Origin of the sequence: Phenylobacterium sp., from assembly GCF_004799515.1 — a bacterium.
Taxonomy (GTDB): domain Bacteria; phylum Pseudomonadota; class Alphaproteobacteria; order Caulobacterales; family Caulobacteraceae; genus Phenylobacterium.
The window spans coordinates 1-24,893 of record NZ_SSMX01000020.1 but is presented as its reverse complement, the minus strand read 5'-3'; the positions used below and the strand labels follow the sequence as shown (position 1 = coordinate 24,893).

Genomic DNA, 24,893 nt, shown 5'->3' with positions numbered 1-24,893 from the left:
GGCGACCTGGGGAGGGCCTGCTCAAGGCCGGAACCCCTACAGCTTCTGTAGGGCGCACAAAAGGCCGCAGCGTGGCCTTCGTAAAAGCGACACGGAATCAGGGCACGGCTGCCTGCAATATGGGCGATCCTGGGGCGTGACGTGACCGAGGCCGCAATCCGCCACTACCGCAGCGTGTTCATCTCCGACGTGCATCTGGGCACCCGGGGCTGCCAAGCCGACCTCCTCCTCGACTTCATCCGCCACATGGACTGCGACACCCTCTACCTGGTCGGCGACATCGTGGACGGCTGGAAGCTGCGTTCGGGCTGGTACTGGCCGCAGGCGCACAACGACGTGGTGCAGAAGATCCTGCGGATGGCCCGCAAGGGCGTCTCTGTGATCTATGTGCCCGGCAACCACGACGAGGTGGTGCGCGACTTCATCGGCGTCCACTTCGGCGGCGTGGTGGTGGCGCGCGACGCGATCCACGAGACCGCCGACGGCCGCCGCTTCCTGGTCACCCACGGCGACGACTTCGACGCGGTGGTGCAGCACGCCAAGTGGCTGGCCCTGCTGGGCGACTGGGCCTACCGCGCGCTTTTGGCCTCCAACACCCTGATCAACCGCATCCGCCGGCGGCTGGGCTTCGGCTACTGGAGCTTCTCGGCCTTCGCCAAGACGCGGGTGAAGAAGGCCTTGCAGTTCATCGAGAACTTCGAGCAGGCGGTGGCCGACGAGGCGCGCCGGCGCGGGGTCGACGGGGTGATCTGCGGCCACATCCACAAGGCCGAAAGCCGCGACATCGACGGCATCGCCTATCTGAACGACGGCGACTGGGTGGAAAGCTGCACCGCGCTGGTGGAGCACGCCGACGGCACGCTGGAGATCCTCGAGTGGCCGAAGGTGCGCGCCAGCCTGGCCGCGCCGACGCCGATCGGCCTGCCGGAACCCATCGCGGCCTGACCCCTTCACAAAAGAACCGCCGTTCGCGACAGCCCCGCTGCCGCCGCGCGGCATTGACATAGCAATACAACCTGGTGACAGTCCGGCTGCCATGAAAAGCCCGTCCCCGAGCCCGAACCTGCGCGACCGGCAACGGGAGGAGACGCGGGAGCAGATCCTGCGCGCCGTGGGCCGCCAGCTGGAGCAAGGCCCGCTGGAGGACCTGAGCTTCGCCGAGATCGCCAAGGACGCCAAGGTCGGCGAGCGCACGGTCTACCGCTACTTCCCCACCAAGGAGGCGCTGCTGGGCGCCTTCTGGTCGTGGATGCAGACCCAGGCCATCGCCCAGGCCGAGCCGAAGCCCCGCGCCTCCCGCGCCCTGCCGCGCATCCGCGAGGCGATCACCGCCCCACACGACGCCGGCCGGCCGATGCGTATCCTGCTCGCCACCGACGCCTGGGAGCCGCAGGTGAACGGGGTGGTGCGCACGCTCACCCGCGTGGTCGCCGAACTGCGGGCCATGGGCCATTCCGTCGAGGTGATCAGCCCCGACCAGTTCAAGACCTTCCCGCTGCCCACCTACGCCGAGATCAAGGTGGCGATCGGGGTCTATGAGCCGGTGCAGGAGCGCTTCAAGGCCTTCGAGCCGGAGGCCATCCACATCGCCACCGAGGGCCCCATCGGCCTGGCGGCGCGGCGCATCTGCGTGGAATGGAAGCTGCCGTTCACCACCAGCTACCACACGCGCTTCCCGGAATATGTCTCCGCGCGCCTGCCTTTGCCGCTGGCCGCCGGCTACGCCTACATGAAGTGGTTCCACAAGCCGTCGGGGCGGCTGATGGTGGCGACGCCCACCATGCGCGACGAGCTGGCCCAGCACGGTTTCCGCAACATCTCCTCCTGGTCGCGCGGCGTCGACACCGAGTCCTTCCACCCGCGCGGGGAAGGCGATGCGGACATCTTCGCCCACCTCCCGAAGCCGATCTTCCTCTATGTCGGCCGGGTCGCCGTGGAGAAGAACATCGAGGCCTTCCTGGGCCTCGACCTGCCGGGGACCAAGGTGGTGGTGGGCCCGGGGCCGCAGCTGGACGAGCTGAAGGCCAAGTACGCCAAGGTGGTGTTCACCGGCTCCAAGTCCGGCGAGGAGCTGGCGGCGGCCTTCAACTCGGCCGATGTCTTCGTCTTCCCTTCGCTGACCGACACCTTCGGCCTGGTGATCCTGGAAGCCATGGCGTCCGGCACGCCGGTGGCGGCCTATCCGGCGCCGGGGCCCATCGACATCATTCCCAACTCGGGCGCGGGCGTATTGGCCGCCGGCGCGACGGAGGGCCTGCGCGAGGCCTGCCTCGAGGCCCTCAACCTCGACCGCAAACAGGTGCGCGCCTTCGCCGAGAAGTTCAGCTGGCGCGCCTGCGCGGAGGACTTCGTGCGCAACCTGCAGCCCTATCCCGAGCCGGAAAAGACCCGCTTCTGGCGCCGGCTGCGCCGGCTGGCGCGGGTGCGCCGGCGCAGGCCGGAAGCGGCCTGAGCCGGCGGGTTCCGGGCGGCCGGCGGCTTCGGCCAGGGCCATGCAACTTCCTGCATCCCGGCGAACTTCGATGCAACTCAACGCATCGCGGACCCGGCGATAGGTCCGGGCGGCGCCCAAGTCGGGCGTGGAAATCCGGTGCAGGCATGAAACCCAGAACCTTTTCGGCGGCGGCCACGGCGCTCGCCCTCTCCCTGGCGGCGATCGCCGCTCCCCTGTCGGCTCACGCCAACGATGTCTTCCTGAGTTCCGCGCCCGGCGACGGCGGCCAGCTGCAAGACTTCGGCGGCCCCACGGGCCTGCTCGAGATGGGCGAGGTCTTCACCGCTCCGGTCACCGGCATGTTGAACAGCGTCGAATTCGTGCTGGCCAGCGGCGTCACCAACGTCAACGCCTATCTCGGCGTCTGGAACGGCGCGGCGACCTTCACCCCGGGCGCCGGGGTCTCGCAGCTCCTCTACCAGAGCGGCAGTTCGCCCGCCCCCACCGGCGGCGACTACACCTTCGCCCCCCAGATCGGCGTCGTCGCCGGTCAGCAATACGTCGCCTTCCTGTCGACCTATATGGAATCCTCCACTCAGACCGGAGGGGTCGAGACCGGCTCCACGCGCCCGCCAGGAATCGACTATGTGGTCTACAACACCGGCCTGCCGACCGACACCAGCTGGGACGGTCAGCCGACGGGGACCAACCTGCTCTTCACCGCCAGCTTTACGCCTGACACCACCTGCACGGACGCGCCGTCGGCCACCTGCGTCCCCGCCGGCCCGGGCGGGCCGAACGGCGGCAGCGGCGCGCCGGAGCCGGAGACCTGGGCCCTGCTGATCGCGGGGTTCGGCGCCGCCGGCTCGGTCCTGCGCCGCCGCCGTGTCCTGCGCGCCGCCTGAGCCGCCGCCCTACTCCGCCGCCGGCTCGGTCAGCTCCACGGCCAGGCGGATCAGTTCGCCGGTGCGCGAGACGCCGAGCTTCTCCTTCAGCTGGGTGCAGCCGTTGGCGGCGGTCTTGTAGGCCACGCCGAGGGCCTGGGCGATCTCGCTGAGGCTCCTGCCCTGGGCCAGGAGGCGTAGGGTCTCCAGGTCGCGCGGGGTGAGCGAATCCAGCCGCGCGCCGGAGCCGACGCCGAGCGCGATGGCCTGGGCGACCTTGGCCTCCACATAGCCCTCGCCGCGGGCCACGGCGCGGACCGCGGCGGCGATCTCCGAGGGCGCGGCGGCCTTGCTCACATAGCCCTTGGCGCCGGCCTTGAGCGCGCGCGCGGCATAGAGCGGCTCGGCGTGCATGGTCAGCACCAGGACGCGGACCGCGCGGTCCTCGCGCAGCAGCCGGGCCAGGATCTCCAGCCCGCCCAGGTCCGGCAGGTTGAGGTCGAGGATGACCAGCCCCGGCCGCTCGGCGCGGGCGAGGTCGAGGGCGGCGCGGCCGGTGGCCGCCTCCAGGATCGGCCCCGCGCCCAGGTCGGCCAGCAGGCGCTTCAGCCCGTCGCGGACGATGGCGTGGTCGTCGACCAGCAGGACTTTCATGGCAGGGCCTTCATGAGAGAGCCTCGGACAGGCGCAGCGGAACGCGCGCGGTCACCGTCCATCCCTGCCCGGTCCCAGGGTCGATGGAAAGCTCTCCGCCGAGGCCCGCGATACGTTCGCGCATGCCGGCCAGGCCGAAGCGCAGCCGCCCGCCCGGGCGCTCGGCCGTCGCGCCATTGTCGGCGACGCGCAGGACCGCGGTCTCGCCGGCCTCGGTGTCGAGAGCCAGGCTGATCCGCGAAGGGCCGCCATGGCGCACGGCGTTGCTGAGCGCCTCCTGGGCCACCCGGTAGAGCGCCTCGCGCAGGCCGACGCCGAGCGCCGCGTCGTCGACGGTCACCGCCAGATCGAAGGCGACGTCGGGCCGCCGCGCGCGCCAGAAGGCGACCAAGTCCTCCACCGCGCCGGTCAGGCCGAACTCGACGGCGCGCAGCGGCCGCAGGCGGCGCAGCATGTCGGTGACCTGGGTCTGCATGTGCGCCACGGCGGTCTGGATCAGCTCCACCCGCGGCGGCTCGGCGGCCGCGTCGATGCTGACCGCGAACAGGTAAGGCCCGATCTCGTCGTGCAGGTCGCGGGCGATCTCGGCGCGCTCCTCCTCCTGCACGGTGGCCAGCTGTTCGTGCAGGCGGCGGTTCTCGCGGTCGATGGCGTCGAGCTGGCCGGCCATGGCGTTGAAGCCCTGCGCCAGGCGCTCGATCTCCACCGTACCGGCCGCCGCCACCCGCGCCTCGAAGTCGCCGGCGCCCACGCGGGCGAAGGCCCCGGAGACCGCCTGCAGGGGCCTGAGCGCCCGGGTGACCGCCCGGCGGATCAGAACGAGCGCCAGGACCGACAGGAGGCCCACGATCAGGAGGGCGTCGCGCAGGCCCGTCCACACCTCGCCGATCTCGTTGACCGGCGTAGGCTCCAGGCGGATGGCGGCGTAGCCGGGGGCGGACACCTGGCGGGCGGGCGCGTGCGGGTCGATCAGGGCCACGAACCAGCCGGGCGGCGGATCGGCGGGGACGTAGGGCCGCGAGACGGCCTGCGGGACGCCGCAGCTGTTCAGCAGTATGGCGCGTACGTGGCGGTTGCCGTCGAAGACCCGCACCAGGCGCGGCAGGCCGGCGCCGGGCGCGGCCTCCTCCTGGACGCCGGTGCGCACCGCCTGGGCGGCGCTGGCCATGGCCGAGGCGAGCTCGGCGTCGACCGAGCGGCGGGCGTCCCAGACCAGCGCCAGTGCGCCCACCGCCAGGCTGGCGGCGAGGGCCGCGCAGGCCGCCAGCATCACCCGGCCATGCAGGGTCGCCGGCCCGCGCAAGAGCCGGGCGAACCGCCTGGAAACCTGGGGGAGCCGCGCCATTGCCGCTCTGAAGCACCTCTAGGACCGCACGGTCAAAAGATCATGCGGCCCGGCGCAAGGAAATGGGCCTGGGGAAATGGGCGCCGGAAACCGGACGCCGGCCGAGGCCCTAGCCGAAGCGGCCGGTGATGTAGTCGGAGGTGCGCTTGGTCGCCGGGCGGGTGAAGACCGCGTCGGTGGCCCCAAACTCCACCAGCTCACCCAGGTACATGAAGCCCGTGTAGTCGCTGACCCGCGCGGCCTGGCCCAGGTTGTGGGTGACGATGATGATGGTGTGGTCGGCCTTCAACTGCATCACCGTCTCCTCCAGCTTGGCGCTGGAGATCGGGTCGAGGGCCGAAGTGGGCTCGTCGAGCAGCAGGACTTCGGGGCGCACGGCGACGCCGCGGGCCACGCAAAGCCGCTGCTGCTGGCCGCCGGAGAGGCCGAGGCCGGGCGAGGAGAGCTTGTCCTTCACCTCGTCCCACAAGGCCGCGCGGTGCAGGCTTTCCTCGACGCGGGCGTCCATGTCGGCCTTGCCGAGATTCTCATAGAGCCGCACGCCAAAGGCGACGTTGTCGTAGATGCTCATCGGGAACGGCGTGGGCTTCTGGAACACCATGCCGACCCGGGCGCGCAAGCGGGCAAGGTCGACGCGCGAACCCAGGATGTTCTCGCCGTCCAGCACGATCTCGCCCTCGGCGCGCTGGCCCGGATAGAGGGCGTACATGCGGTTGAGCGTCCGCAGCAGGGTGGATTTGCCGCAGCCGGAAGGACCGATCAGCGCCGTCGCCTTGTTACGGGCGAAGGGGATGGTGACGTTCTTCAGGGAGTGGCTCTTGCCATAGTAGAAGTTGAGGCCCTTGACGTCGACCTTGACCTCGGCGCGGTCGACGTCGGCGATGCTGGTCTCGAATTCTTCCACGGCCGGATTGAGGGTGTTCATGAGCGTCGCTGCTCCTGGGCGACGATACGCGCCACGATGGTGACCGCCAAGACCGTGCCGGCAATCAGGAGGGCCCCGGCCCAGGCGAGCCTGCGAAGGTCGTCATAGGCGCTAAGCGCGCCGTTGAAGATCACCACCGGCAGGTTCGCGGTCTGCTGGCGCAGGTCGAACCAGGGGTTGTTGAAGAACTGGTTGTTGAGCGCCGTGAACAGCAGGGGCGCGGTCTCGCCGCTGATCCGGGCGAAGGCCAGGAGCGCGCCGGTGAGCAGGCCGCCACGCGCCGAACGCCAGAGCACCTGGCGAATCACATAGGAAAGCGGCGCGCCCAGAGCGACGCCCGCCTCGCGCAGGGTCGCCGACTGCAGGAGCAGCACGTCCTCGGTGGTCCGCGTGATCACCGGCACAGCCAGCAGGGCAAGGGCCACCGAGCCGGCGAAACCCGAAAACCCATGGAAGGGCGCGACCAGCAGCTCATAGACGAAGAGGCCGACGAGGATCGACGGCGCCGAGAGCAGCACGTCGTTCAGGAAGCGGATGGTCGCGCCGTAGCGCGAGCGGCCGCCGTATTCGGCGAGCCAGGTGCCGGCCAGAACGCCGACGGTGAGGGCGATGACCATAGCCAGCACGCACATCAGGATCGATCCAACGATGGCGTTGGCCAGGCCGCCGCGCGAGCCGGCCGCCGGCGTCGCCATGGTGAAGACATCGAGGTTCAGGCCGCCGAACCCCTGGACCATCAGCGACCAAAGGATGGCCGCCAGGGCGATCAGGGCGAGCGCGGTGACCGCCACGCAGAAGACCTTGAACAGGATGTCGCCGATCCGGCGGCGGGCCAGCTTGGCGGCGTTCACAGCTTGGCCCCCTGCTGGCGCAGCAACAGGCGCGCGAGGCCCAGCACCGCGAAGGTGATCAGGAACAGCACGAGGCCGAGCGAGATCAGGGCGGCGGTATGGATCGGGCTGGTGGCCTCGGTGAACTCGTTGGCGATGGTGGACGCGATGGTCGAGCCCGAGTCGAAGAGCGACTTCGGGAAGGTGTGCGAATTGCCGATGATGAAGGTCACCGCCATGGTCTCGCCGAGCGCGCGGCCCAGGCCCAGCATCACCGCCCCGATGGCGCCCTGGCGCACATAGGGCAGGGTCACCGACAACACCACCTCGGCGGTCGTGGCGCCCAGGCCGTAGGCGCTCTCGCGCACCGCGGCGGGCACCGTCAGCAACAGCTCGCGCAGGGTCGCGGCCATGAAGGGCAGGATCATGATCGCCAGGATGATCGAGGCCGGCAGGATGCCCGAGCCGTTGGGGATGCCGGTGGTCAGGGTTTCCAGCAACGAGCCCGGCTTGGCGGCGCTCATCAGCGGCAGCTGGATGAAGCGGGCGAACAGCGGGGCGAAGACGAACAGGCCCCACATGCCGTAGACGATCGAGGGGATGCCGGCCAGGAGCTCCACCGCCGTGCCGATCGGCCGGCGCAGGCGCGCGGGGCACAGCTCGGTGAGGAAGAAGGCCACGCCGCCGGCGATCGGCAACGCCAGCAGGAGGGCCAGCGCCGCGGTGATCAGGGTGCCGACGATCGGCCCGGCCGCGCCATAGACATCGGTCACCGGGTTCCAGGCCGCCGAGAACAGGAACCCGACGCCGAACTTGGAGAGCGCCGGCCAGCCGCCGATCACCAGCGAGACGATGATCCCGCCCAGCGCCGCTAGCAGCAAAGTGGCCGCCCCGAAGCACAGGCCCTCGAAGACCTGACCGATGAGGGCTCCGCGCGGAGCGGATCGTCGGCGGACCGGAGCGGCGTCGGGAATGGCGGTTTCGGTCATCGCACGGGGTCTGGAGCGGGACTTAAGCGAGCGTACTTTAGAGACCCGGACGCTCCGCCACGGCGTGACCGCAGCGGAGCGCCGGAAGCTTTCGCGTCTACTTGTAGACGGGCTTGCCGTCCGGGCCGACGATCTTGGACCAGGACTTGCGGATCAGGTCCTTCACGTTGGCCGGCAGCGGCACGTAGTCAAGCTGTTCGGCGGCAGCGTCGCCGTTCTTGTAGGCCCAGTCGAAGAAGGCCAGGACGTCCTTGCCCTTGGCCGCGTCGGTCTGTTTGGCGTGCATCAGGATGAAGGTGGCGCCGGTGATCGGCCAGGCGTTGGCGCCCGGCTGGTCCAGCAGCAGCAGGTAGAAGCCGGGGGCTTCGGTCCACTTGGCGTTGGCCGCGGCCGCCTTGAAGTTCGCCGCCGTGGGGGCGATGAACTGGCCGGCCTTGTCCTGCATCAGCGCGTAGGTCATCGCGTTCTGCTTGGCGTAGGCGTACTCGACGTAGCCGATCGAGCCGGGCGTCTGCTTCACGAAGGCCGCGACGCCGTCGTTGCCCTTGCCGCCCAGGCCCACCGGCCATTGGACGCTGTCGTTGGCGCCGACTTCGCTGGCCCAGTGCGGGGCCTCGAGGCTGAGGTAGCTGGTGAACAGGAAGGTGGTGCCCGAGCCGTCCGAGCGGTGCACGACGGTGATCGGCAGGTTCGGCAGCTTCAGGCCCGGGTTGGCCTTGGCCAGGATCGGGTCGTTCCAGTTCTTGATCGCGCCGCGGTAGATGTCGGCGAGGTTCGCGCCGGTCATCTTCAGCTGGCCGGGCTTGAAGCCGGGCAGGTTCATCACCGGGACGATGCCGCCGATCACGGTCGGGAACATCACCAGGCCGTCCTTGGCCTGGTCTTCCAGCTTCAGCGGCTTGTCGCTGGCGCCGAAGTCGACGGTGGAGGCTTGGATCTGCTTGATCCCGCCGCCCGAACCGATCGCCTGATAGTTCAGGGCGGTCTGGGTCTGGGCCTTATAGGCCTCGGCCCACTTGTTGTAGACCGGGGCCGGGAAGGTCGCGCCAGCGCCCGAAATCGAACCCGCGGCGGCGGCCTGCGTGGCCACGCCAACGATCAAGGCCGCGCCGAACGCCGCCCCTAGAATTTTCAACATGGTTCTCTCCTGAAAAGAGCGCCCCATCCATGCCGCTCTCGCGACGGTGCTTACTGATCGGCGACGACAGTTTGGTGACACCGAGGGGCTTCCGTGACGGTTCTGAAACGTCCGCCCCCGGACTTTGCCGCCTACTGCAGGCGGCTGCGCATCAATTGCGACAGCAGGTCGATCAGCGTCACGGCCACGATGATCACGATCACGATCGCCGAGAGCTTGTGATAGTCGAAGGCGTTCATCGTCTCGAACAAGAGCTGGCCAATACCGCCCGCGCCGATTAGGCCGAGAACCGTGGCCGAGCGCGAATTGGACTCGAACCGATAGAGCGCGAATGAGGTCCAGTGCGGGGCGACCTGCGGGATGACCCCCCAGACGATCTCGTGCAGCCGGGTGGCGCCGGTGGCCCGCACGCCCTCGACCGGGCCCCGGTCGATGGATTCCACCGCCTCGGAGAACAGCTTGGCCAGGACGGCGCCGGTGTTGACGGCGAGCGCCATCACGCCGGCGAACGGGCCCAAGCCCACGGCGACCAGGAACAGGGTGCCCACCACCAGGTCTGGAACCGAGCGCAACAGGTTCATCAGGAGGCGCATCGGCTGCTGCAGCCAGGGCGGTGAGATGTTCTTCGCGCAGGCCAGGCCGAAGGGCACCGCGATGACCACCGCCAGACAGGTCCCCCACATGGCGATCTGGATCGTCAGCCACATCTTGTCGACATAGAGCCGCCAGTCGGTCCAGTCGGGATGCAGGAAGTCCTTGCCGTACTCGCGCATGTTCTCCGAGTTGGTGAACAGCTTGACGAACTGGCTCATGTTCACCGGGCCGAAGCTGATCAACAGCAGCACGATGACCGCGCCCCAGACCAGGATATCGGGGGCGCGTTGGGCCAGGGACCGCCGCGGCGGACCCGGGATCCCCGTGGGCGTCACCGCCGTCATGAAGCGTCCGGCTCCTTGGCCCGCTTGGCCTCGGCGGCGGCGTGGATCTTTTCGAAGGCCGCCTGGGCCGCGGCGGTCTTGGCCGGGTCGCCTCCGCGCTTGGCCTCGGCCAGGGCTTCGGAGGCCTGCATCTCGCGCACCGGGTCGAGATAGGAATTGTCCGCCGGGCGGAAGCCGCCATAGGCCAGGTTCTTGAGCACCGTGCGCTGCTTGTCGGCCACGGGACCCGTGCCGGTGCCGTAGGTCAGGAAGAACTGGCGCATCTTCTCCTTGACCGCCGGGTCGAGGTCCTTGCGCGCGACGATGGAGCTTTCCGGCAGGGGCGGCGACGTCCAGATGGTCTCGATCTTCGCGCCCAGCTCCGGCTTCTCGCGATTGAAGAAGACGATCCCCACCGTGTTGTTGGTGGCCACGTCCAGCACGCCGTTGGCGACGGAGAAGGAATTGGCCTGGTGGCTGGCGGAGCGCACCGCCTTGAAGCACTTGGTGGGATCGATGCCCTTGGGCGTGAAGAGATAGGCCATGGGCGCCAGCGTGCCCGAGGTCGACTGCGGATCGCCGATGCCGAAGTTGTACTTCTGGCCGCAGGCCAGGACCTTATCCAGGGTGATGCCCGAGCCCTTGCGGACGATGATCACCGACTTGTAGGTCGCATCGCCCCCGGCATCGATCACCCGGCCCAGCACCTCGCCGTCGGCGCGCTCCACGGCGTCCAGGGCCGGCAGGGCGGAGAACCAGCCCACCTGCACCTGCTTGAAGCGCATCGCCTCGATCTGGGAGGTGTAGTTGGACGAGAAGTAGGGCTTCACCTTCACCCCGATCTGCGCCGACATGTCGTCCAGCAGCGGCTGCCAGAGCGGCTGCATGGAGGCCTGGTTCTCCGCCGACAGGATGGAGAAGGTGATCTCCTTGGGCGTATCGCCGGCCGGGGATCCCGCCTTGGGGCTGCAGCCGGCCAGCGCCGCGGCGGCGAGGGCGGCCGCGGCCAGGCCGCGGAAGAGGCGACGCGCGATCATTTGGGGGCTCCTTCCCAGAACACGTCTTCGAATTCGGGACCGTAGATGTCGATCAGCTGCGGGGTCGAGAGCCCGTCGGCAGGGCCATCATAGACGATGCGGCCGGCTTTCAGCGCCACCACCCGGTCGCAATAGCGCATGGCGTAGTCGACCTGGTGCAGGGTGACGAGGACGGTGAGCCCGTCCTGGCGGTTCAAGTCGCGCAGGCTTTCCATGACGCGCCGCGCGGAAACCGGATCCAGCGAGGCCACCGGCTCGTCGGCCAGGACGATCTTGGCCTGCTGCACCAGGGCTCGAGCGATGGCGCCACGCTGCTGCTGGCCGCCGGAAAGGGTGTTGGCCCGTTGGCCGGCGTAGTCGGCGACGCCCACCCGCGCCAGCGCCGCCATGGCCGCGGCCTTGGTCTCCTCCGGCCACAACCCTAAGAGCCCGCGCCAGGTCTCGATACGGCCGAGCGAGCCCAGGGCCACGTTGGTGAACAAGGACAGCCGGCCCACCAGGTTGAACTGCTGGGCGATGAAGCCGATGCGGGTGCGGGTCTGCCGCACTCCGGAATGGATGTGGCCGTTCTCCTGCACCAGGCCGCCGAAGGCCTCGATGACACCCTCGCCCGCGTCGATGGTCTGCAGGCCGCTGATCGAGCGCAAGAGGGTCGACTTGCCGGAGCCCGAGGGGCCGATCAGCGCGATCATCTCGCCCTTGCGGACGTCCAGCGAGACGCCGTCCAGGGCGCGGCGCGGACCGAAGCTCTTGGAGGCCTTGCGGATGGAGAGGACGGCGGCGTCGGACATGGACGTCTTTTGAAGGCTTTCCCCGCTTGGCGGCGCCTGGATGCAGACGCTGCGCCGCCTGTCCTCGCCCCCGCGCTTCATGGCACGCCCGCCCGCGTCCGGTCTAGCGCGACCGGCGCGGGCCGGCGAGGGCGGCGAGGTCCTGGGCGAGCGCCGCCAAGGGGGCCGACCAGTCGCCGCGCGCGGCCTGCCGCAGGACGCGCGCGGTCGGATACCAGGCGCTGGCCTCGCCGGACACGCCCCAGCGCCAGTCCGGGTCGAAGGCGATGAGGATATTGACCGGACGGGCCAGGGCCCCGGCCAGGTGGGCGACGCCGGTGTCGACGCTGACCACCAGGTCCATGAGCTCGCAAAGGGCGGCGGTGTCGGCGAAATCCGTGAGGCGTTCGGCCCAGATGCTCACGTCCCGCGCCATGGCGGCGTCGCGCTCGGCGGCGGAGACTTCCTTCTGCAGCAGATGGAGCTCCAGCCCCTGGGGCGCGGCGGCCAGCAGATGGGCCAGCGGCAGGCTGCGCAGATGGTCGGCGCGATGGCTCGGGCTTCCGCTCGCCACCAGGCCGACGCGGGGGCGCGACGCCGGCCCCAGCCGCTCGCGCCAGGCCGCGCGGCGCTCGGCCGAGGGCGCGAGATAGGGGACGTCAGTCCGCGGCGGATCGAAGGCGCCCAGCGCCAAGGGCAGGCTCATCAGCGGGCATTGGAAGTCCGTGACCGGCGGCGCCGCGCTGCGCGGCGTGACTTCGGCGACGCCGTCGGCGGAGCGGAACAGTTCGATGAGCGTCGGAAAAGCCTCGACGATCACCCGGGCGCCTCGTGCGGCGGCCTGCGTCGCGAAGCGGATGAACTGGACGGAATCGCCCAGACCCTGCTCGCAATGGAGCAGAAGGGTCTGGCCCGTCAGCGGCTCGCCCTGCCAGAGCGGCGCGGCCAGGCCGCGCGGCCGGCTCTCCCGCGCGTCGCGCCGCCAGCGCCACTCATATTCGCGCCAACCGGCCTCGAAGTTCCCCATCAGCAGGTTCAGCAGGCTGCGGTTCCAGTGGGCGTCCACGGAGCCGGGATCGAGGGCCAGGGCGGCGGCGTAGCGGTCCAGCGCCTCCTCGCGCCGCCCCAGGTCCTGCAGCACATTGCCGGCGTTGGTGTGGGCCTGGTGAAGGCCTGGATCGAGCGCCAGGGTCTTTTCCAGACTGGCCAGGGCGGCGTGCGGCTGGCCCACGTCGCGCTGCGCATTGGCGAGGTTCAGCCAGACGATCGCGTCCTCCGGCGTCAAGGCCGCCGCCAGCTCCTGGGCCTCGAGGGCCTCAGCCGGCCGCCCCAGCCGCAAGAGCGCGTTGCCGCGGTTGTTCAGCGCAGGCGCGAAGTCGGGGAGCAGGGCGAGCGCGGTGTCGGCGCTGGCCAGGGCCGCCTCGAAGGCGCCGGCCTCGAAGCGGCAGGCGCTGAGCGCGTTGTGCGCCAGGACGTCCTGCGGCGCGGCGGCCACGGCCCGCTCCAGGAACGGCGCCGCACCGGCGAAATCGCCCCGGGTGGCCAGGATGATCCCGAGCTGCTTGTTCACCTCCGGATGGGCCGGATCGAGGGCGTGCAGGCCCTGGAACACCTGCGCCGCGGCGTTGGCCTTGCCGGAGTCCGCCAGGCCGCGGCCCAACGCCACCAGCTCGGCGATTTGGCCCGCCACGTCCGCCTCGGTCGTCATGCCTGGCCCCCTGTGGATAAGCTGTGAGGGGACCGTGCGCCGCCCCCGGCGTCAAACCCCTGGGACACCCGCGTCGAAAAGCCTGGATTCAATACTTTACATCCCCGTCCGATGACCCTATGTGGCGCCTTCCGGCGGACCCGATGTCCTGAAAAGCGCTGCTAACGCCGGATTGGGTTCAACTATCCGTTGGGGGTTACGTGAATTGCACACGTATCATACGCCCCTGGACCTGGTCCGCGATCGCTCCCCGGAACGTCCCGTCGCCCTTGCGCGACCGGATGCCGTAGCGACCGCGGCGCGCTGGTTCCAGGACAAGTTCAAAGGCGACGTTTTCTACGCCGTGAAGGCCAACCCTTCGCCGTGGGTGATCGAAACCCTTGCGGCCAATGGCGTGAACTCGTTCGACGTGGCCTCGGTCCCCGAGATCGAGCTGGTGTCCCAGTTCGCGCCCGGCGCGCGGATGGCCTTCATGCACCCGGTGAAGAGCCGCCGCGCCATCTCCCAGGCCTATTTCGACCATGGGGTGCGGACCTTCTCCTTCGACACCCATGACGAGCTGGCCAAGATCCTCGACGCCACCGGCGGGGCCAAGGACCTGAACCTGATGGTCCGCCTGGCCGTGCAGGCGGAAGGCGCGGCCTATTCGCTCTCCGGCAAGTTCGGCGTCGACGCGCATGACGCGCCGGCCCTGCTGTTGGCCGCGCGCCGCGCGACCCAGGAGCTGATGGGCGTCTCCTTCCATGTCGGCAGCCAATGCATGCGCCCGACCGCCTTCCAGGCGGCGATGAGCCAGGCCTCCCGCGCCCTCGTCCGCGCCGGCGTCTTCGCCGACGTGGTGGACGTGGGCGGCGGCTTCCCGAGCATCTACCCGGGCATGGTCCCGCCGGACATGGCCGACTATCTGGACTCCATCGACCGCGGCTTCGCCGAGATGATGGTCCACGAGACCACCGAGCTGTGGTGCGAGCCGGGCCGGGCCCTGGTGGCCGAGGCCTCCTCGATCCTCACCAAGGTCGAGCTGAAGAAGGGCGACGCGCTCTATCTGAACGACGGCAGCTATGGCAGCCTGTTCGACGCGGCGCACACCAAGTGGCCCTTTCCGGTGAAGCTGTTCCGCGGCGCCGACGGCCAGGCCTGCGAAGTGGAGGGCCCCCTGAAGCCCTTTCGTTTCTATGGGCCGACCTGCGACAGCCTCGACCACATGCCGGGTCCGTTCTGGCTTCCGGAGGACGTCCGCGAGGGCGATTATGTCGAGATCGGCATGCTGGGCGCCTATGGCGTGGCGATGAACACCCGCTTCAACGGCTTCGGCGACGCCGAGACCGTGGAGGTGTCCGACGCCCCCATGGCCTCGATGTTCGGCCTCGCCGGCCGCACCATCCGCCTGCCGCGCGAGCAGCAGGAGGAGGACCGCAAGGTCGTCCGCCTGTCGCGTCCGAAGGGCCGGGCGGGCAAGTCTCGCCGGCGGCGGTAACACTCGTCGCATTCTGCGTGTTAAAGGCGCGGCCGGTCGCTCCGTCCCGGTCGCGCCTTTCCTATGGACGGGCGATCACCTCTCAGAAGGGAACTTCCGAAGATGAACGCTGACGTTCAGAACTCGAACCGCAAGGCCGAACTGCTGGCCAACACCGTCGAGCACGTCGCCATCGACCAGTACGATGCGCGGCCCGTCATCGACGCCATGCGCAAGATGAGCTTCACCAGCCGCGACACGGCGCGCGCCGCCGACATCTGGTCGATGAGCCTGGAGGACGCCGACTGCTCCACCTGGCTGACGCTCGCCGGGTCGACCAGCGCCGGCGGCTGCATGCACATCTACCGCGACATGCTGAGCTACGGGATGATCGACGTGGTGGTGGCCACCGGCGCCTCCATCGTCGACATGGATTTCTTCGAAGCCCTCGGCTTCAGGCACTACCAGGCCCAGTCGAACGTCGACGACCGCGACCTGCGCGAGCTCTACATCGACCGCATCTACGACACCTACATCGACGAGGAAGAGCTGCAGAACTGCGACAGCACCATCTACGCGATCTGCGAGATGCTGGAGCCGCGCCCCTATTCCTCACGCGAGTTCATCTACGAGATGGGCAAGTGGCTGGCGGCCGGCAACGCCAAGAAGCCGGGCTCCCTGGTGCAGACCGCCTATGAAGAGGGCGTTCCGATCTTCTGCCCGGCCTTCGTGGACAGCTCGGCCGGCTTCGGCCTGGTAAAGCACCAGGTGGAGCGGATGAAGGCCGGCAAGCCGTACCTGACCATCGACGCCGTGGCCGACTTCCGCGAGCTCACCGAGATCAAGCTGAAGGCCGGGGCCACGGGCCTCTTCATGGTGGGCGGCGGCGTGCCGAAGAACTTCGCCCAGGACACCGTGGTCTGCGCCGAGATCCTCGGCCACGAGGTCGAGATGCACAAATACGCCGTGCAGATCACCGTCGCGGACGTGCGTGACGGCGCCTGCTCGTCCTCGACGCTGAAGGAGGCCTGCTCCTGGGGCAAGGTCGACGTGACCTGGGAGCAGATGGTGTTCGCGGAAGCCACCACGGTGGTGCCGTTGATTGCGTCGGACGCCTGGCACCGCGGGTCGTGGAAGACCCGCAAGAAGCGCCGCTGGGCCGAGCTGTTCGCCAAGTGAGCGAGGGCGGCCGCTATACGGGCGGCCGCCTCTGCGGCCAGGTGCGACGGCAGTTGTGGCAATGGCGGAGCCGCACATTGACCGGCTCGCACATCTGGATCAGCGAGAAGCTGGACTGGGTGACAATCGACGACAGCCTGCCGCAGTATCCGCACGGGAACTGAAATTCCTCCCCTTCGGGGGAGGTGGCGCGAAGCGCCGGAGGGGGTCGGCTCCAAAGCCGCTGACGACCCCATCAGTCAGCTTCGCTGACAGCTCCCCCAGCGGGGGAGCAATTCACCAACGAAAACGGCGGCCACAGTGCTGTGGCCGCCGCTTCGAATTTGCTGACGCTGGAACGCCTTAGGCGTCCGAGGCCTCGGGCTCCGGGGTTTCGGCGCGGGCGCCCATGGCGCGCTCGGCGATACGGGCCGACTTCCCGCGGCGGTCGCGCAGGTAATAGAGCTTGGCGCGGCGCACGACGCCGCGGCGCTTCACCTCGATGGACTCGATCATCGGGCTCATCACCGGGAACAGGCGCTCGACGCCCTCGCCGAAGCTGATCTTGCGCACGGTGAAGCTCTCGTTGATCCCCTGGCCGCCGCGGGCGATGCAGACGCCCTCGTAGGCCTGGACGCGCTCACGGTCGCCTTCCTTGATGCGCACGTTGACGCGCACGGTGTCGCCGGGCTGGAACTCGGGAATCTTGCGGAGACTGAGGAGGCGGTCGGCCTCTTCCTTCTCGAGGGTCTCGATCACGTTCATGGTCTTGGTCCTTACTGGGCTTAATCGCCCTTTGCCTGTTGATTGGCGGGAAGCTTGGCCCACAAGTCCGGCCGCCGTTCCCGCGTGGTCTTCTCCCGCTCCGCCCGCCGCCACTTGCCGATTTCGGCGTGGTTGCCGGAAAGCAGGACCTCGGGGATGTCCAGCCCTTCGAACGTCCGCGGCCTGGTGTACTGCGGATGCTCGAGGAGCCCGTCCTCGAAGCTTTCTTCACTCAAACTCGCGGCCTGGCCCAACACACCCGGGACAAGCCGTACGCACGCCTCGATCACCACCAGCGCCGCGGCCTCGCCACCGGCCAGGACCGCGTCGCCCACGGCGACCTCCTCGAACCCGCGCGCCTCTAGGACACGCTGGTCCACCCCTTCGAACCGACCGCAAAGCACGATCAGCCCCGGACCTTCGGCCCACTCACGCACCCGCGCCTGGGTCAGGGGCTCGCCCCGGGCGCTCATGTACAAAAGCGGACGCCCGCGCCGCTCCACGCTGTCGAGCGCAGAGGCGATCACGTCCGCCCGCATCACCTGCCCCGGACCGCCGCCCGAGGGGGTGTCGTCGAGGAAGCCGCGCTTATCCTTGGAAAAGCTGCGAATGTCCAGCGTTTCCAAGGTCCAGAGTCCCTGTTCGCGCCAGGCCGTTCCGATCAGGGAAACCCCCAGCGGGCCCGGGAAAGCCTCGGGGAACATGGTCAGGACGGTGGCGTCGAACGGCATGGCGCCTCAAAGGGCCGCAGACGGCCGATCCGTCAAGGTTGCGGGCCGCAAAGGTTGCGGGCGCGCCGGGGCCAGCGTAAGCGGCGCCTCATGGACATCGAGACCCTGACCGAGACGCTCCAGCTGGAGCGCATCGAAGTGAACCTGTTCCGCGGCACGACGGCGGACAACTCCCCCGGCCGCATCTTCGGCGGCCAGGTGATCGCCCAGTCGCTGCTGGCGGCCTACGAGACCGTCGAGGAACGCGTCTGCCACTCGCTGCACTGCTATTTCATCCGGCCGGGCGACCCGACCGTCCCGATCGTCTTCGAGGTCGACCGCAGCCGCGACGGCGGCAGCTTCACCACCCGGCGCGTGGTCGCCATCCAGCACGGCCAGCAGATCTTCAACCTCGCCGCCTCGTTCATGGAGGTGCAGGAGGGCTTCGAGCACCAGGCCGAGATGCCGCCGGCGACGCCCTGGCAGGACCTGCCCGACGACTTCGAGATGCAGAAGAAGGCCATGGAGAACGCGCCGGACGAGGCCAAGAAGTGGCTCTCGCGCCCCCGGCCCATCGAGATGCGCTCCATGGACGCGCGCAGCTACTTCCAGGACGGGCCAAAGGATCCGATCAGCCAGACCTGGTTCCGCGCCCGCGAGCCGATCGGCGCGGACCCTCACATGCACCAGGTGATCATGGCCTACGCCTCGGACATGAACCTGCTATCCACCGCCATGCGGCCGCACAAGGTCCACTGGCAGACGCCGGGCTTCCAGTCGGCCAGCCTCGACCACGCCATGTGGTTCCACAAGCCGACCAACTTCAACGACTGGCACCTCTATTCGCAGGACAGCCCCAGCGCCTCGGGCGGCCGCGGCTTCATCCGTGGTTCGATCTTCCACGAGGACGGCACCCTGGTGGCGAGCGTGGCCCAGGAAGGCCTGATGCGGATGCGCAAGGCGAAGGCGTAGCGCCGAAATTCCTCTCCCTCTGGGGGAGGTGGCGCCCCCGGACTCGGCCGAAGGCCCATCCGAGGACAGGCTCCGCGCCGGAGCGGGTCATCCACGGCGGATAAGGACCCCCTCAGTCGGCTTCGCCGACAGCTCCCCCAACGGGGGAGCAACCAAGCGGACGTTTTACTCCACCTCGTCCGGCCGCACAGCGACGATCCGGCCGGAGTCCATCTGGACCTCCGGCACGGCCTCGCGGGTGAAGGGCAGCCACCAGCTCTCGCCGGCGGGGACGGGCGTCACCTCCAGGAGGTCGCCGGCGCCGAAGTCGCGCACGGACCTCACCTGGCCCAGGAGCTCGCCCTCCAGGCTGACCACGTCCAGGCCGATCAGGTCGGCGATGTAGAATTCGTCCTCGTCCGGCTCCGGCAGGGCCGCACGCGGGACATGCAGCTTCAGGCCGCGCAGGGCCTCGGCCTCTTCGCGGGTGGCGACTTCCTTGGCGCGGGCCACAACCCCGCCCTTGGCCGCGCGGCCGGCGGTGAGCGTCAGCGCCGCCTGGCCGTCTTCACCCAGCAGGGTCTTGTAGCCCAGCAAGGCCAGCGGCTCGGCCGTGAAGCTGGTCAGCCGCACCTCGCCCTTGACGCCAAAGGCGCCCGCCACGCGCGCGACGAGGATGAGGTCGTCCCTCCCCACCGTCATCCTCCGGTCGCCCGAAAGGGCGATCCGGGGGACCCAAGCCGCTGTGGAAACATCACGGACTCAGCTTGGGTCACCCGGGCAAGCCGGGTGATGACAAACGATGGGGAGTTGGCTCGCAGATCAGCCTTCCGAGGCTTCGCCGGCTTCGGCGGCAGGCGCTTCGGCGGGCGCTTCAGCAGCAGGAGCTTCTTCGGCGGGCGCTTCGGCCGCGGGCTCTTCCGCCGGAGCGGCTTCAGCGGCCGGAGCCTCCTCAGCAGCCGGGGCTTCTTCGGCCGCGGCTTCGGCGGGCGCTTCTTCAGCCACGGCCTCGGCGGCCGGCGCTTCCTCGACGACTTCCGGTTCGGGCTCGGGGGGTGGGTTGTTCTTGGCTTCCTCGATGGCCGCCGCGCGGTCGGCGTCGCGCTGGGCGCGTTCCTCGGCGCGTTCCTTGGCCTTGGTCCCCGGCTCGCCCTTCTTCGGGTTGTTGCCGGCCTGCCATTGGGCGAGGCCTTGCTTCGAGAGCTCGCGCGCCACGCGGTCGGTGGGCTGGGCGCCCTTCTTGATCCACTCCTGGATACGCTCGACGTTCAGCGTCACCCGGGCCGGGTCGTCCTTCTTCAGCAGCGGGTTGTAGGCGCCCACCTTCTCGATGAAGCGGCCGTCGCGCGGCGAATGGCTGTCGGCGACGACGATCGAGTAGTAGGGGCGCTTCTTGGCGCCGCCACGGGCGAGACGGATCTTCAGCATTTCTCTTAGTCCTTGGTTTTCTAGCTATTTCTTGAAGGGGTTGAAGCCGGGGGGCAGGCCTGCGCCCCCAAGGCCGGGTAGTTTGAAGCCGCCGTCGCCCGACTGGAGCTTGGCGGCCATCTCTTCGATCTCTTTTTCCGAGGGCATGGGCATCTTGCCGCCGCCCAGATTCTTCAGGCGGTCCATGCCGCCGCCGGGACCGCCCCCAAGACCACCGGGGCCGCCCAGCATCTGGGCCATCTGGGCGAAGCCGCGGCCGCCGCCCTTGCTCATCATCTTGAAGGCGTCGGCCATCTGGCGGTGTTGCTTCAGGAGCCGGTTGACCTCGGCCACGTCGACGCCGGCGCCGGCGGCGATGCGGCGCTTGCGCGAGGCGGCCAGGATGTCGGGCTTGCGGCGCTCCAGCTTGGTCATCGAGGAGATGATCGCCGCCTGGCGGTCGACCATCTTGTCGCTGATGTTGGCCTCGGCGATCTGCTTCTTGATCTTCTGGACCCCGGGCAGCATGCCCATCAGGCCTTCCATGCCGCCCATGCGCTTCATCTGCTGAAGCTGCTCGGCCATCATGTCCAAGTCGAACTGGCCCTTGGCCAGCCTCTTGGCCATGGCCTCGGCCTTGGCGACGTCCAGCTCCTGGGTGGCCTTCTCGACCAGGGCCACCACGTCGCCCTGGCCCAGGATGCGGCCGGCGACCCGGGCGGCGTCGAACACCTCCAGCCCGTCGATCTTCTCCGAGACGCCGAAGAACTTGATCGGCAGGCCGGTGACCGCGCGCATGGAGAGCGCGGCGCCGCCGCGGCCGTCGCCGTCGGCGCGGGTCAGCACCAGGCCGGTCAGCGGCAGGCGCTCGTGGAAGGCCTTGGCGGTGCGCACCGCGTCCTGGCCGGTGAGCGCGTCGGCGACCAGCAGGGTCTCGGACGGGTTGGCGATGCGGGCGATATCGGCCGCCTCGCTCATCATCGCCTCGTCGAGGGTGGTGCGGCCGGCGGTGTCGAGGATGACCACGTCGAAGCCCTGCAGCTTGGCCGACTGCAGCGCGCGGCGCGCGATGTCGGGTGCGGCCTGGCCGGCGACGATGGGCAGGCTGTCGACGCCCGCCAGGCCCGCCAGCGTCGCCAGCTGCTCCATGGCGGCCGGGCGGCGGGTGTCGAGCGAGGCCAGCAGCACCCGCTTGCGGTCCTTGCCCAGGCGGAGGGCCAGCTTGGCCGCCGTCGTCGTCTTGCCGGAGCCTTGCAGGCCGGCCATCAGGATCACGGTCGGCGGATTGAGCGACAGGTTCAGGCCCTGGGCCTCATCCGCGCCGCCCAGCATCTCCACCAGGCCGTCGTAGGTGATCTTCACCACCTGGTCGGCCGGGCGGACGGAGCGGATCACCGCCTCGCCGGTCGCGGCCTCCTTGGCCTTGGCGATGAAGTCGCGGACCACCGGCAGGGCGACGTCGGCCTCGAGCAGGGCCACGCGGACCTCGCGCAGGGCCTCGTCGACATCCTTCTCCGACAGGACGCCCTTGCCGCCCAGGCGGTCAAAGACGCTGGAGAGCCGATCTGTAAGCGCGTCGAACAAGCCGAACTCCTAAAGCCCAAACGCAGTCGACCCCCGTGCACGATTGCGTGGACGGGGGGCCTCGCCGCCCTCGTCCTACATAAGAGCAGGGGTCGTGACGGTGGAGGGCGCTGACCGAGGTTGGCGCCGGAAGGGCGCGCTTATGCGCCTAAGAGGGGTGCTGGGTCAAGGAAGGGTCCTTCTAGGTCAACTCCCACAGAGCTATTCCCGCAGCGAGCGCCGCGCACGGCGCCAGCATCCACAGCAGGTATCGGTAGGTGTCAGCCCGATGCTGCAGTCCATCTTTGGTTAGATTGCGATCATCTAGGAACCATACTCCCGTCAGTCTCTGCGCCAGGGATGCATGAGATTCCGCGTGCATTCTCTTCGAACTGTGAGCGGCGGCTATGAGACCCAGAAACAGGCCGATGACGCCCAGGGCTTCAAGCATCAATCCGACGTAGTGCAAGAAAGTCATCTTTGCCTATGTGGCATCTTCCAGATGCCACCCGCCCTTAGATCTCATGGTCAGATGCGAGCCTTGGGGCCTCGGCTTGTCAAGGACGCGCCTGCGGCGCGCCGCGGAGCGGCTGGCCTTTGGCCAGTCCTTGAGAAGCCGAGACCCCAAGGCAAACTGGCCGCCATGAGATTTAAGCCGCAGACCGCGGGCTAGCTCTTCGCCCTCGGCGGAGCCGAAGAGAGGGCAGCGAACCGCTACCCCAGCATCCCCGCCAATTCGGCGCGCAGCGCCTCGACGTTGCGGCGGACCTTGGCCTTGTACATCCGCACCGCATCGCGCTCGACGGGGACGAACTGGCGCTGCGGCAGGTCGCGGCCGAAGATGTCGAGGAACAGGCCGCGGAACTTGCCGGAGGGCGCGTCGCCGCCATCCGAGCCGATCTGCTCCACATAGGCGACCTCCTCCGCCGAGGTCATGGCGCAGAGCAGCGGGTGCAGGCGCGGCGAGGCCACCCGGCGGCTGGCCTGGTAGCGGGCGATCAGCCGGTCCAGCGGCGCGTCGGCCAGGGCCTCCTGTCCCACCTGCAGGGTCTCGTCGCGCGTCCAGCGGGCCAGCGGGAAGGCCTCGATCAGCCAGTCGCCCAGGTGGCGCGCGTTGGCGCGGCCGCGGCCGTAGAGCAGCACGTCCTCCTCGGCGCGCGCCCACCAGCTGTCCAGCCGGTCGATCAGCGCCCCCAGGCGGTCGGCGTCCAGGCTCTGGCGGTACTGGGTGCCGAACACGCCCACGGCGCGGTCGGCGCGGCCGACCAGGCTGAGAAGCTCGTCGGTGAGCACCGGTTGGAAGAGGCTGTTGCAGAGGCCCAGGATCAAGAGGTCGGGCTTGCCGGCCGGGGCCGCCTCCAGCGCGCCCAGGTCGATGTGGGTCACCCGGGCGTGGTCGGGCAGCACCTGGGCCAGCACCTGGGCGCCCAGGCGGTCGCCGAAGTTGGGCAGGCTGGAATAGCTCACCACCCAGACGTCACGCTCGGGCGCGACGACGGCGGGCTGGGGCGCCAGGCGCAGGAGGAGCTGGCCCGGGCTGATCTCGCGGCCGGTGATGCGGGCGAAGCCGGCGGCGTTCAGCAGCGCGATGAGCTGATCCGTCGCGTAATCGTTGACCCAGCCCAACGCGCGGCGGTCGGCCGGGCCGCGCTCGGCCACGGTGCAGTAGCTCAACACGACGGGCCGGTTCAGGGCGTGCAGCCGCTTCAGGAAGCCCGGCGCGTCGTTCAGGTATTCCAGCACGCCCAGCACCGCGACCACGTCGGCCGAAACGCCGGCCGGGAACTCGCCGGCGTTGAAGTCGCAGACCAGGGTGCGTTCGTCGCGCGGAGTGAGGTCGCAGGGGATGTAACGGCACCCCTGCGGCAGGGCGCGCTCCAGGGCCATGGCGCCGCAGCCGAGGTCGAGCACCACCGCGCCCCTCGGCACGTGCTCCGCCGCCAGGACGGCGCGCCGGTCCCAGGCCGGATCGAGCTGGTCCCCGTCCGTCCAGCGGACGGTGTCGGTGCGGCCGGATTCAGCCACGGCCCGGCGGCGCGTCGCCTCGCGCTCCCTGGCCGCGTCGATCTCCAGCATCATGCCGCGGTGGTATCATGCCAGCGCTCAGGGGCCTTTTATGGGTTTGATATCCGAAAACCGCCAGCGGCCCCGGCGAACCGACCTATATTCCAAAGCATGACCCAGTACGCCCTTTTTGAAACCGCCATCGGGTGGGCGGGCCTGGCCTGGGGCGCCGACGGCCTGGTCGCCGCCCACCTGCCGGACGCCACGCCGGAGATCGCGCGCAAGAGCTTCACGCGCCGCTTTCCGGAGATCGTGGAAGGATCGCCGCCGGCCTATGTGCTGGACGCCATCGACCGCATCCGCGCCCTGATGCTGGGCAAGCCTGCCGACCTGACCGGCGTGCCGATCGAGATGGGCCGTGTGCCGGACTTCAACGCCCAGGTCTATGCCATCGCCCGCGCCATTCCGCCCGGCGAGACCCTGACCTACGGCCAGATCGCCGAAAAACTGGGCGACAAGCTGCTGGCCCGCGACGTCGGCGCGGCGCTGGGCCAGAACCCCTGGCCGATTGTGGTGCCCTGCCACCGGGTGACGGCGGCCGGCGGCAAGCTCGGCGGCTTCTCGGCTCGCGGCGGGGTCAACACCAAGGCCCGCCTCCTGGCCATCGAGGGCGCCAAGGCGCTGGAGCCCCCGCCACCGAAGCCCGCGCGGACCAGGGCCGCGGCCCAGGCGCCGCAGCCGTCGCTGTTCGATTGAGCCCTGTTCGGTGAGCCCGGCCGCCGAGCGACGTCTGCTGCAGGCCGCCATCGCCATAGCCGGGATCGTGCCGGTGGACGGCGGCCTGTGGGGCGTGTTCGGCCACATGAGCACGACAGGCGCGCTCTCCACCAGCAACGCCCGCTATCTCTCCGGCCTGCTGCTGGGCATCGGCCTGACCTTCTGGATCGCCATCCCGACCATCGAGCGTCGCGGGACCATCGTGCGCGGCCTGGCGGCCATCGTGGTGATCGGCGGCCTGGCGCGGCTGGCCGGCGCCCTGCTCGTCACCGGTTTCCCGCCGGCGGTCGCCCTGCCCTTGGTGATGGAGCTCGGGGTCACGCCAGCGATCGCGGTCTGGCGCGAACGGGTGGAGCGGCGGCTGACGGCCTAGGTGTCGTTTCCAAGAAGGTTGTTCACCCTGGCCCAGGGCGTGAGGCCGGCGATGCCGGCGTGGGGTCGGGTGAGGTTGTAAGCGTCGGTCCATGGCCC

24 protein-coding genes and 1 pseudogene are annotated in these 24,893 nt (G+C 69.4%); 9 read left to right on the top strand and 16 right to left on the bottom strand.

All coding sequences use genetic code 11. From position 1 onward, the window contains the following. The first annotated feature begins 141 nt into the window (after positions 1 to 141). The 4 genes and pseudogenes from E8A49_RS07625 to E8A49_RS07610 all read left to right on the top strand — a co-directional run bounded on the left by E8A49_RS07625 (position 142) and on the right by E8A49_RS07610 (position 3,339). Positions 142 to 945 carry a UDP-2,3-diacylglucosamine diphosphatase gene (locus E8A49_RS07625; RefSeq protein ID WP_366928800.1) on the top strand — a complete coding sequence of 268 codons (804 nt, stop codon included), beginning with the start codon at positions 142 to 144 and terminating at the stop codon, positions 943 to 945. A gap of 91 nt (positions 946 to 1,036) precedes the next feature. Next, a pseudogene (locus tag E8A49_RS07620) lies at positions 1,037 to 1,225 on the top strand (helix-turn-helix domain-containing protein); the annotation flags it as partial. Between the two features lie 129 nt (positions 1,226 to 1,354). Next, on the top strand, positions 1,355 to 2,452 hold the full coding sequence (locus E8A49_RS07615; protein ID WP_293378593.1) for a glycosyltransferase family 1 protein: 1,098 nt from the start codon (positions 1,355 to 1,357) through the stop codon (positions 2,450 to 2,452). 146 nt (positions 2,453 to 2,598) lie between these two features. Further along, positions 2,599 to 3,339 carry a PEPxxWA-CTERM sorting domain-containing protein gene (locus E8A49_RS07610; RefSeq protein WP_293378484.1) on the top strand — a complete coding sequence of 247 codons (741 nt, stop codon included), beginning with the start codon at positions 2,599 to 2,601 and terminating at the stop codon, positions 3,337 to 3,339. Positions 3,340 to 3,348: 9 nt separating this feature from the next. Here the strand turns inward: E8A49_RS07610 and E8A49_RS07605 are convergent, their stop codons facing one another. The 10 genes from E8A49_RS07605 to E8A49_RS07560 all read right to left on the bottom strand — a co-directional run bounded on the left by E8A49_RS07605 (position 3,349) and on the right by E8A49_RS07560 (position 13,631). Next, on the bottom strand, positions 3,349 to 3,972 hold the full coding sequence (locus E8A49_RS07605; protein WP_293378481.1) for a response regulator transcription factor: 624 nt from the start codon (positions 3,970 to 3,972) through the stop codon (positions 3,349 to 3,351). A gap of 10 nt (positions 3,973 to 3,982) precedes the next feature. Continuing rightward, on the bottom strand, positions 3,983 to 5,317 hold the full coding sequence (locus E8A49_RS07600) for an ATP-binding protein (protein WP_293378478.1): 1,335 nt from the start codon (positions 5,315 to 5,317) through the stop codon (positions 3,983 to 3,985). Between the two features lie 109 nt (positions 5,318 to 5,426). Further along, on the bottom strand, positions 5,427 to 6,242 hold the full coding sequence (pstB, locus tag E8A49_RS07595; RefSeq protein WP_293378476.1) for a phosphate ABC transporter ATP-binding protein PstB: 816 nt from the start codon (positions 6,240 to 6,242) through the stop codon (positions 5,427 to 5,429). Next, positions 6,239 to 7,093 carry a phosphate ABC transporter permease PstA gene (gene pstA, locus E8A49_RS07590; protein ID WP_293378473.1) on the bottom strand — a complete coding sequence of 285 codons (855 nt, stop codon included), beginning with the start codon at positions 7,091 to 7,093 and terminating at the stop codon, positions 6,239 to 6,241. The genes pstB and pstA overlap by 4 nt, the downstream gene beginning before the upstream one ends. After that, positions 7,090 to 8,061 carry a phosphate ABC transporter permease subunit PstC gene (gene pstC, locus E8A49_RS07585; RefSeq protein ID WP_293378470.1) on the bottom strand — a complete coding sequence of 324 codons (972 nt, stop codon included), beginning with the start codon at positions 8,059 to 8,061 and terminating at the stop codon, positions 7,090 to 7,092. The genes pstA and pstC overlap by 4 nt, the downstream gene beginning before the upstream one ends. 97 nt (positions 8,062 to 8,158) lie before the next feature. Then, a complete protein-coding gene (gene pstS / locus E8A49_RS07580; RefSeq protein WP_293378467.1) occupies positions 8,159 to 9,199 on the bottom strand; it encodes a phosphate ABC transporter substrate-binding protein PstS in 1,041 nt (346 codons plus the stop codon). 131 nt (positions 9,200 to 9,330) lie between these two features. Next, positions 9,331 to 10,137 (bottom strand): phosphonate ABC transporter, permease protein PhnE, encoded by an 807-nt coding sequence (gene phnE, locus E8A49_RS07575; protein ID WP_293378464.1) that lies wholly within the window; start codon positions 10,135 to 10,137, stop codon positions 9,331 to 9,333. After that, on the bottom strand, positions 10,134 to 11,153 hold the full coding sequence (phnD, locus tag E8A49_RS07570) for a phosphate/phosphite/phosphonate ABC transporter substrate-binding protein (protein WP_293378461.1): 1,020 nt from the start codon (positions 11,151 to 11,153) through the stop codon (positions 10,134 to 10,136). The genes phnE and phnD overlap by 4 nt, the downstream gene beginning before the upstream one ends. After that, positions 11,150 to 11,944, bottom strand: coding sequence for a phosphonate ABC transporter ATP-binding protein (gene phnC, locus E8A49_RS07565; protein ID WP_293378458.1), 795 nt, complete (start codon positions 11,942 to 11,944; stop codon positions 11,150 to 11,152). The genes phnD and phnC overlap by 4 nt, the downstream gene beginning before the upstream one ends. Before the next feature lie 103 nt (positions 11,945 to 12,047). Continuing rightward, positions 12,048 to 13,631, bottom strand: coding sequence for a tetratricopeptide repeat protein (locus E8A49_RS07560; protein ID WP_293378456.1), 1,584 nt, complete (start codon positions 13,629 to 13,631; stop codon positions 12,048 to 12,050). A 205-nt stretch (positions 13,632 to 13,836) separates the two neighbouring features. Here E8A49_RS07560 and E8A49_RS07555 point away from each other — a divergent pair, with 205 nt between their 5' ends. Then, positions 13,837 to 15,108: a type III PLP-dependent enzyme gene (locus E8A49_RS07555; RefSeq protein WP_293378453.1), complete on the top strand. Its 1,272-nt coding sequence runs from the start codon at positions 13,837 to 13,839 to the stop codon at positions 15,106 to 15,108. Between the two features lie 102 nt (positions 15,109 to 15,210). Beyond that, on the top strand, positions 15,211 to 16,266 hold the full coding sequence (locus tag E8A49_RS07550) for a deoxyhypusine synthase (protein WP_293378450.1): 1,056 nt from the start codon (positions 15,211 to 15,213) through the stop codon (positions 16,264 to 16,266). A gap of 342 nt (positions 16,267 to 16,608) precedes the next feature. Here E8A49_RS07550 and rplS read toward each other — a convergent pair whose 3' ends face one another. Together rplS and trmD are read right to left on the bottom strand one after the other, a co-directional pair. Further along, the gene (rplS, locus tag E8A49_RS07545) at positions 16,609 to 17,010 is read right to left on the bottom strand and encodes a 50S ribosomal protein L19 (RefSeq protein ID WP_293378448.1); all 402 of its coding nucleotides are present in this window, start codon (positions 17,008 to 17,010) and stop codon (positions 16,609 to 16,611) included. A 20-nt stretch (positions 17,011 to 17,030) separates the two neighbouring features. Then, complete coding sequence (gene trmD, locus E8A49_RS07540) at positions 17,031 to 17,741, bottom strand: tRNA (guanosine(37)-N1)-methyltransferase TrmD (RefSeq protein ID WP_293378445.1); 711 nt, start codon at positions 17,739 to 17,741, stop codon at positions 17,031 to 17,033. 90 nt (positions 17,742 to 17,831) lie between these two features. Here trmD and E8A49_RS07535 point away from each other — a divergent pair, with 90 nt between their 5' ends. Next, entirely contained in the window at positions 17,832 to 18,692 is an 861-nt protein-coding gene (locus E8A49_RS07535; RefSeq protein ID WP_293378442.1) for an acyl-CoA thioesterase II, read from the top strand. Between the two features lie 165 nt (positions 18,693 to 18,857). Here E8A49_RS07535 and rimM read toward each other — a convergent pair whose 3' ends face one another. The 4 genes from rimM to E8A49_RS07515 all read right to left on the bottom strand — a co-directional run bounded on the left by rimM (position 18,858) and on the right by E8A49_RS07515 (position 23,720). Then, complete coding sequence (rimM, locus tag E8A49_RS07530; RefSeq protein ID WP_293378438.1) at positions 18,858 to 19,373, bottom strand: ribosome maturation factor RimM; 516 nt, start codon at positions 19,371 to 19,373, stop codon at positions 18,858 to 18,860. A gap of 120 nt (positions 19,374 to 19,493) precedes the next feature. Next, on the bottom strand, positions 19,494 to 20,099 hold the full coding sequence (gene rpsP / locus E8A49_RS07525) for a 30S ribosomal protein S16 (protein ID WP_293378435.1): 606 nt from the start codon (positions 20,097 to 20,099) through the stop codon (positions 19,494 to 19,496). A gap of 24 nt (positions 20,100 to 20,123) precedes the next feature. After that, positions 20,124 to 21,662 carry a signal recognition particle protein gene (gene ffh, locus E8A49_RS07520; protein WP_293378432.1) on the bottom strand — a complete coding sequence of 513 codons (1,539 nt, stop codon included), beginning with the start codon at positions 21,660 to 21,662 and terminating at the stop codon, positions 20,124 to 20,126. 693 nt (positions 21,663 to 22,355) lie between these two features. Next, entirely contained in the window at positions 22,356 to 23,720 is a 1,365-nt protein-coding gene (locus tag E8A49_RS07515; RefSeq protein WP_293378430.1) for a methyltransferase domain-containing protein, read from the bottom strand. A 96-nt stretch (positions 23,721 to 23,816) separates the two neighbouring features. Between E8A49_RS07515 and E8A49_RS07510 the strand changes: the two genes are divergently transcribed. Next, positions 23,817 to 24,401, top strand: a complete 585-nt coding sequence (locus E8A49_RS07510; RefSeq protein WP_293378427.1) for a methylated-DNA--[protein]-cysteine S-methyltransferase — start codon at positions 23,817 to 23,819, stop codon at positions 24,399 to 24,401. A gap of 10 nt (positions 24,402 to 24,411) precedes the next feature. After that, positions 24,412 to 24,795, top strand: coding sequence for a DUF4345 family protein (locus tag E8A49_RS07505; RefSeq protein ID WP_293378424.1), 384 nt, complete (start codon positions 24,412 to 24,414; stop codon positions 24,793 to 24,795). Positions 24,796 to 24,893 lie beyond the last annotated feature (98 nt).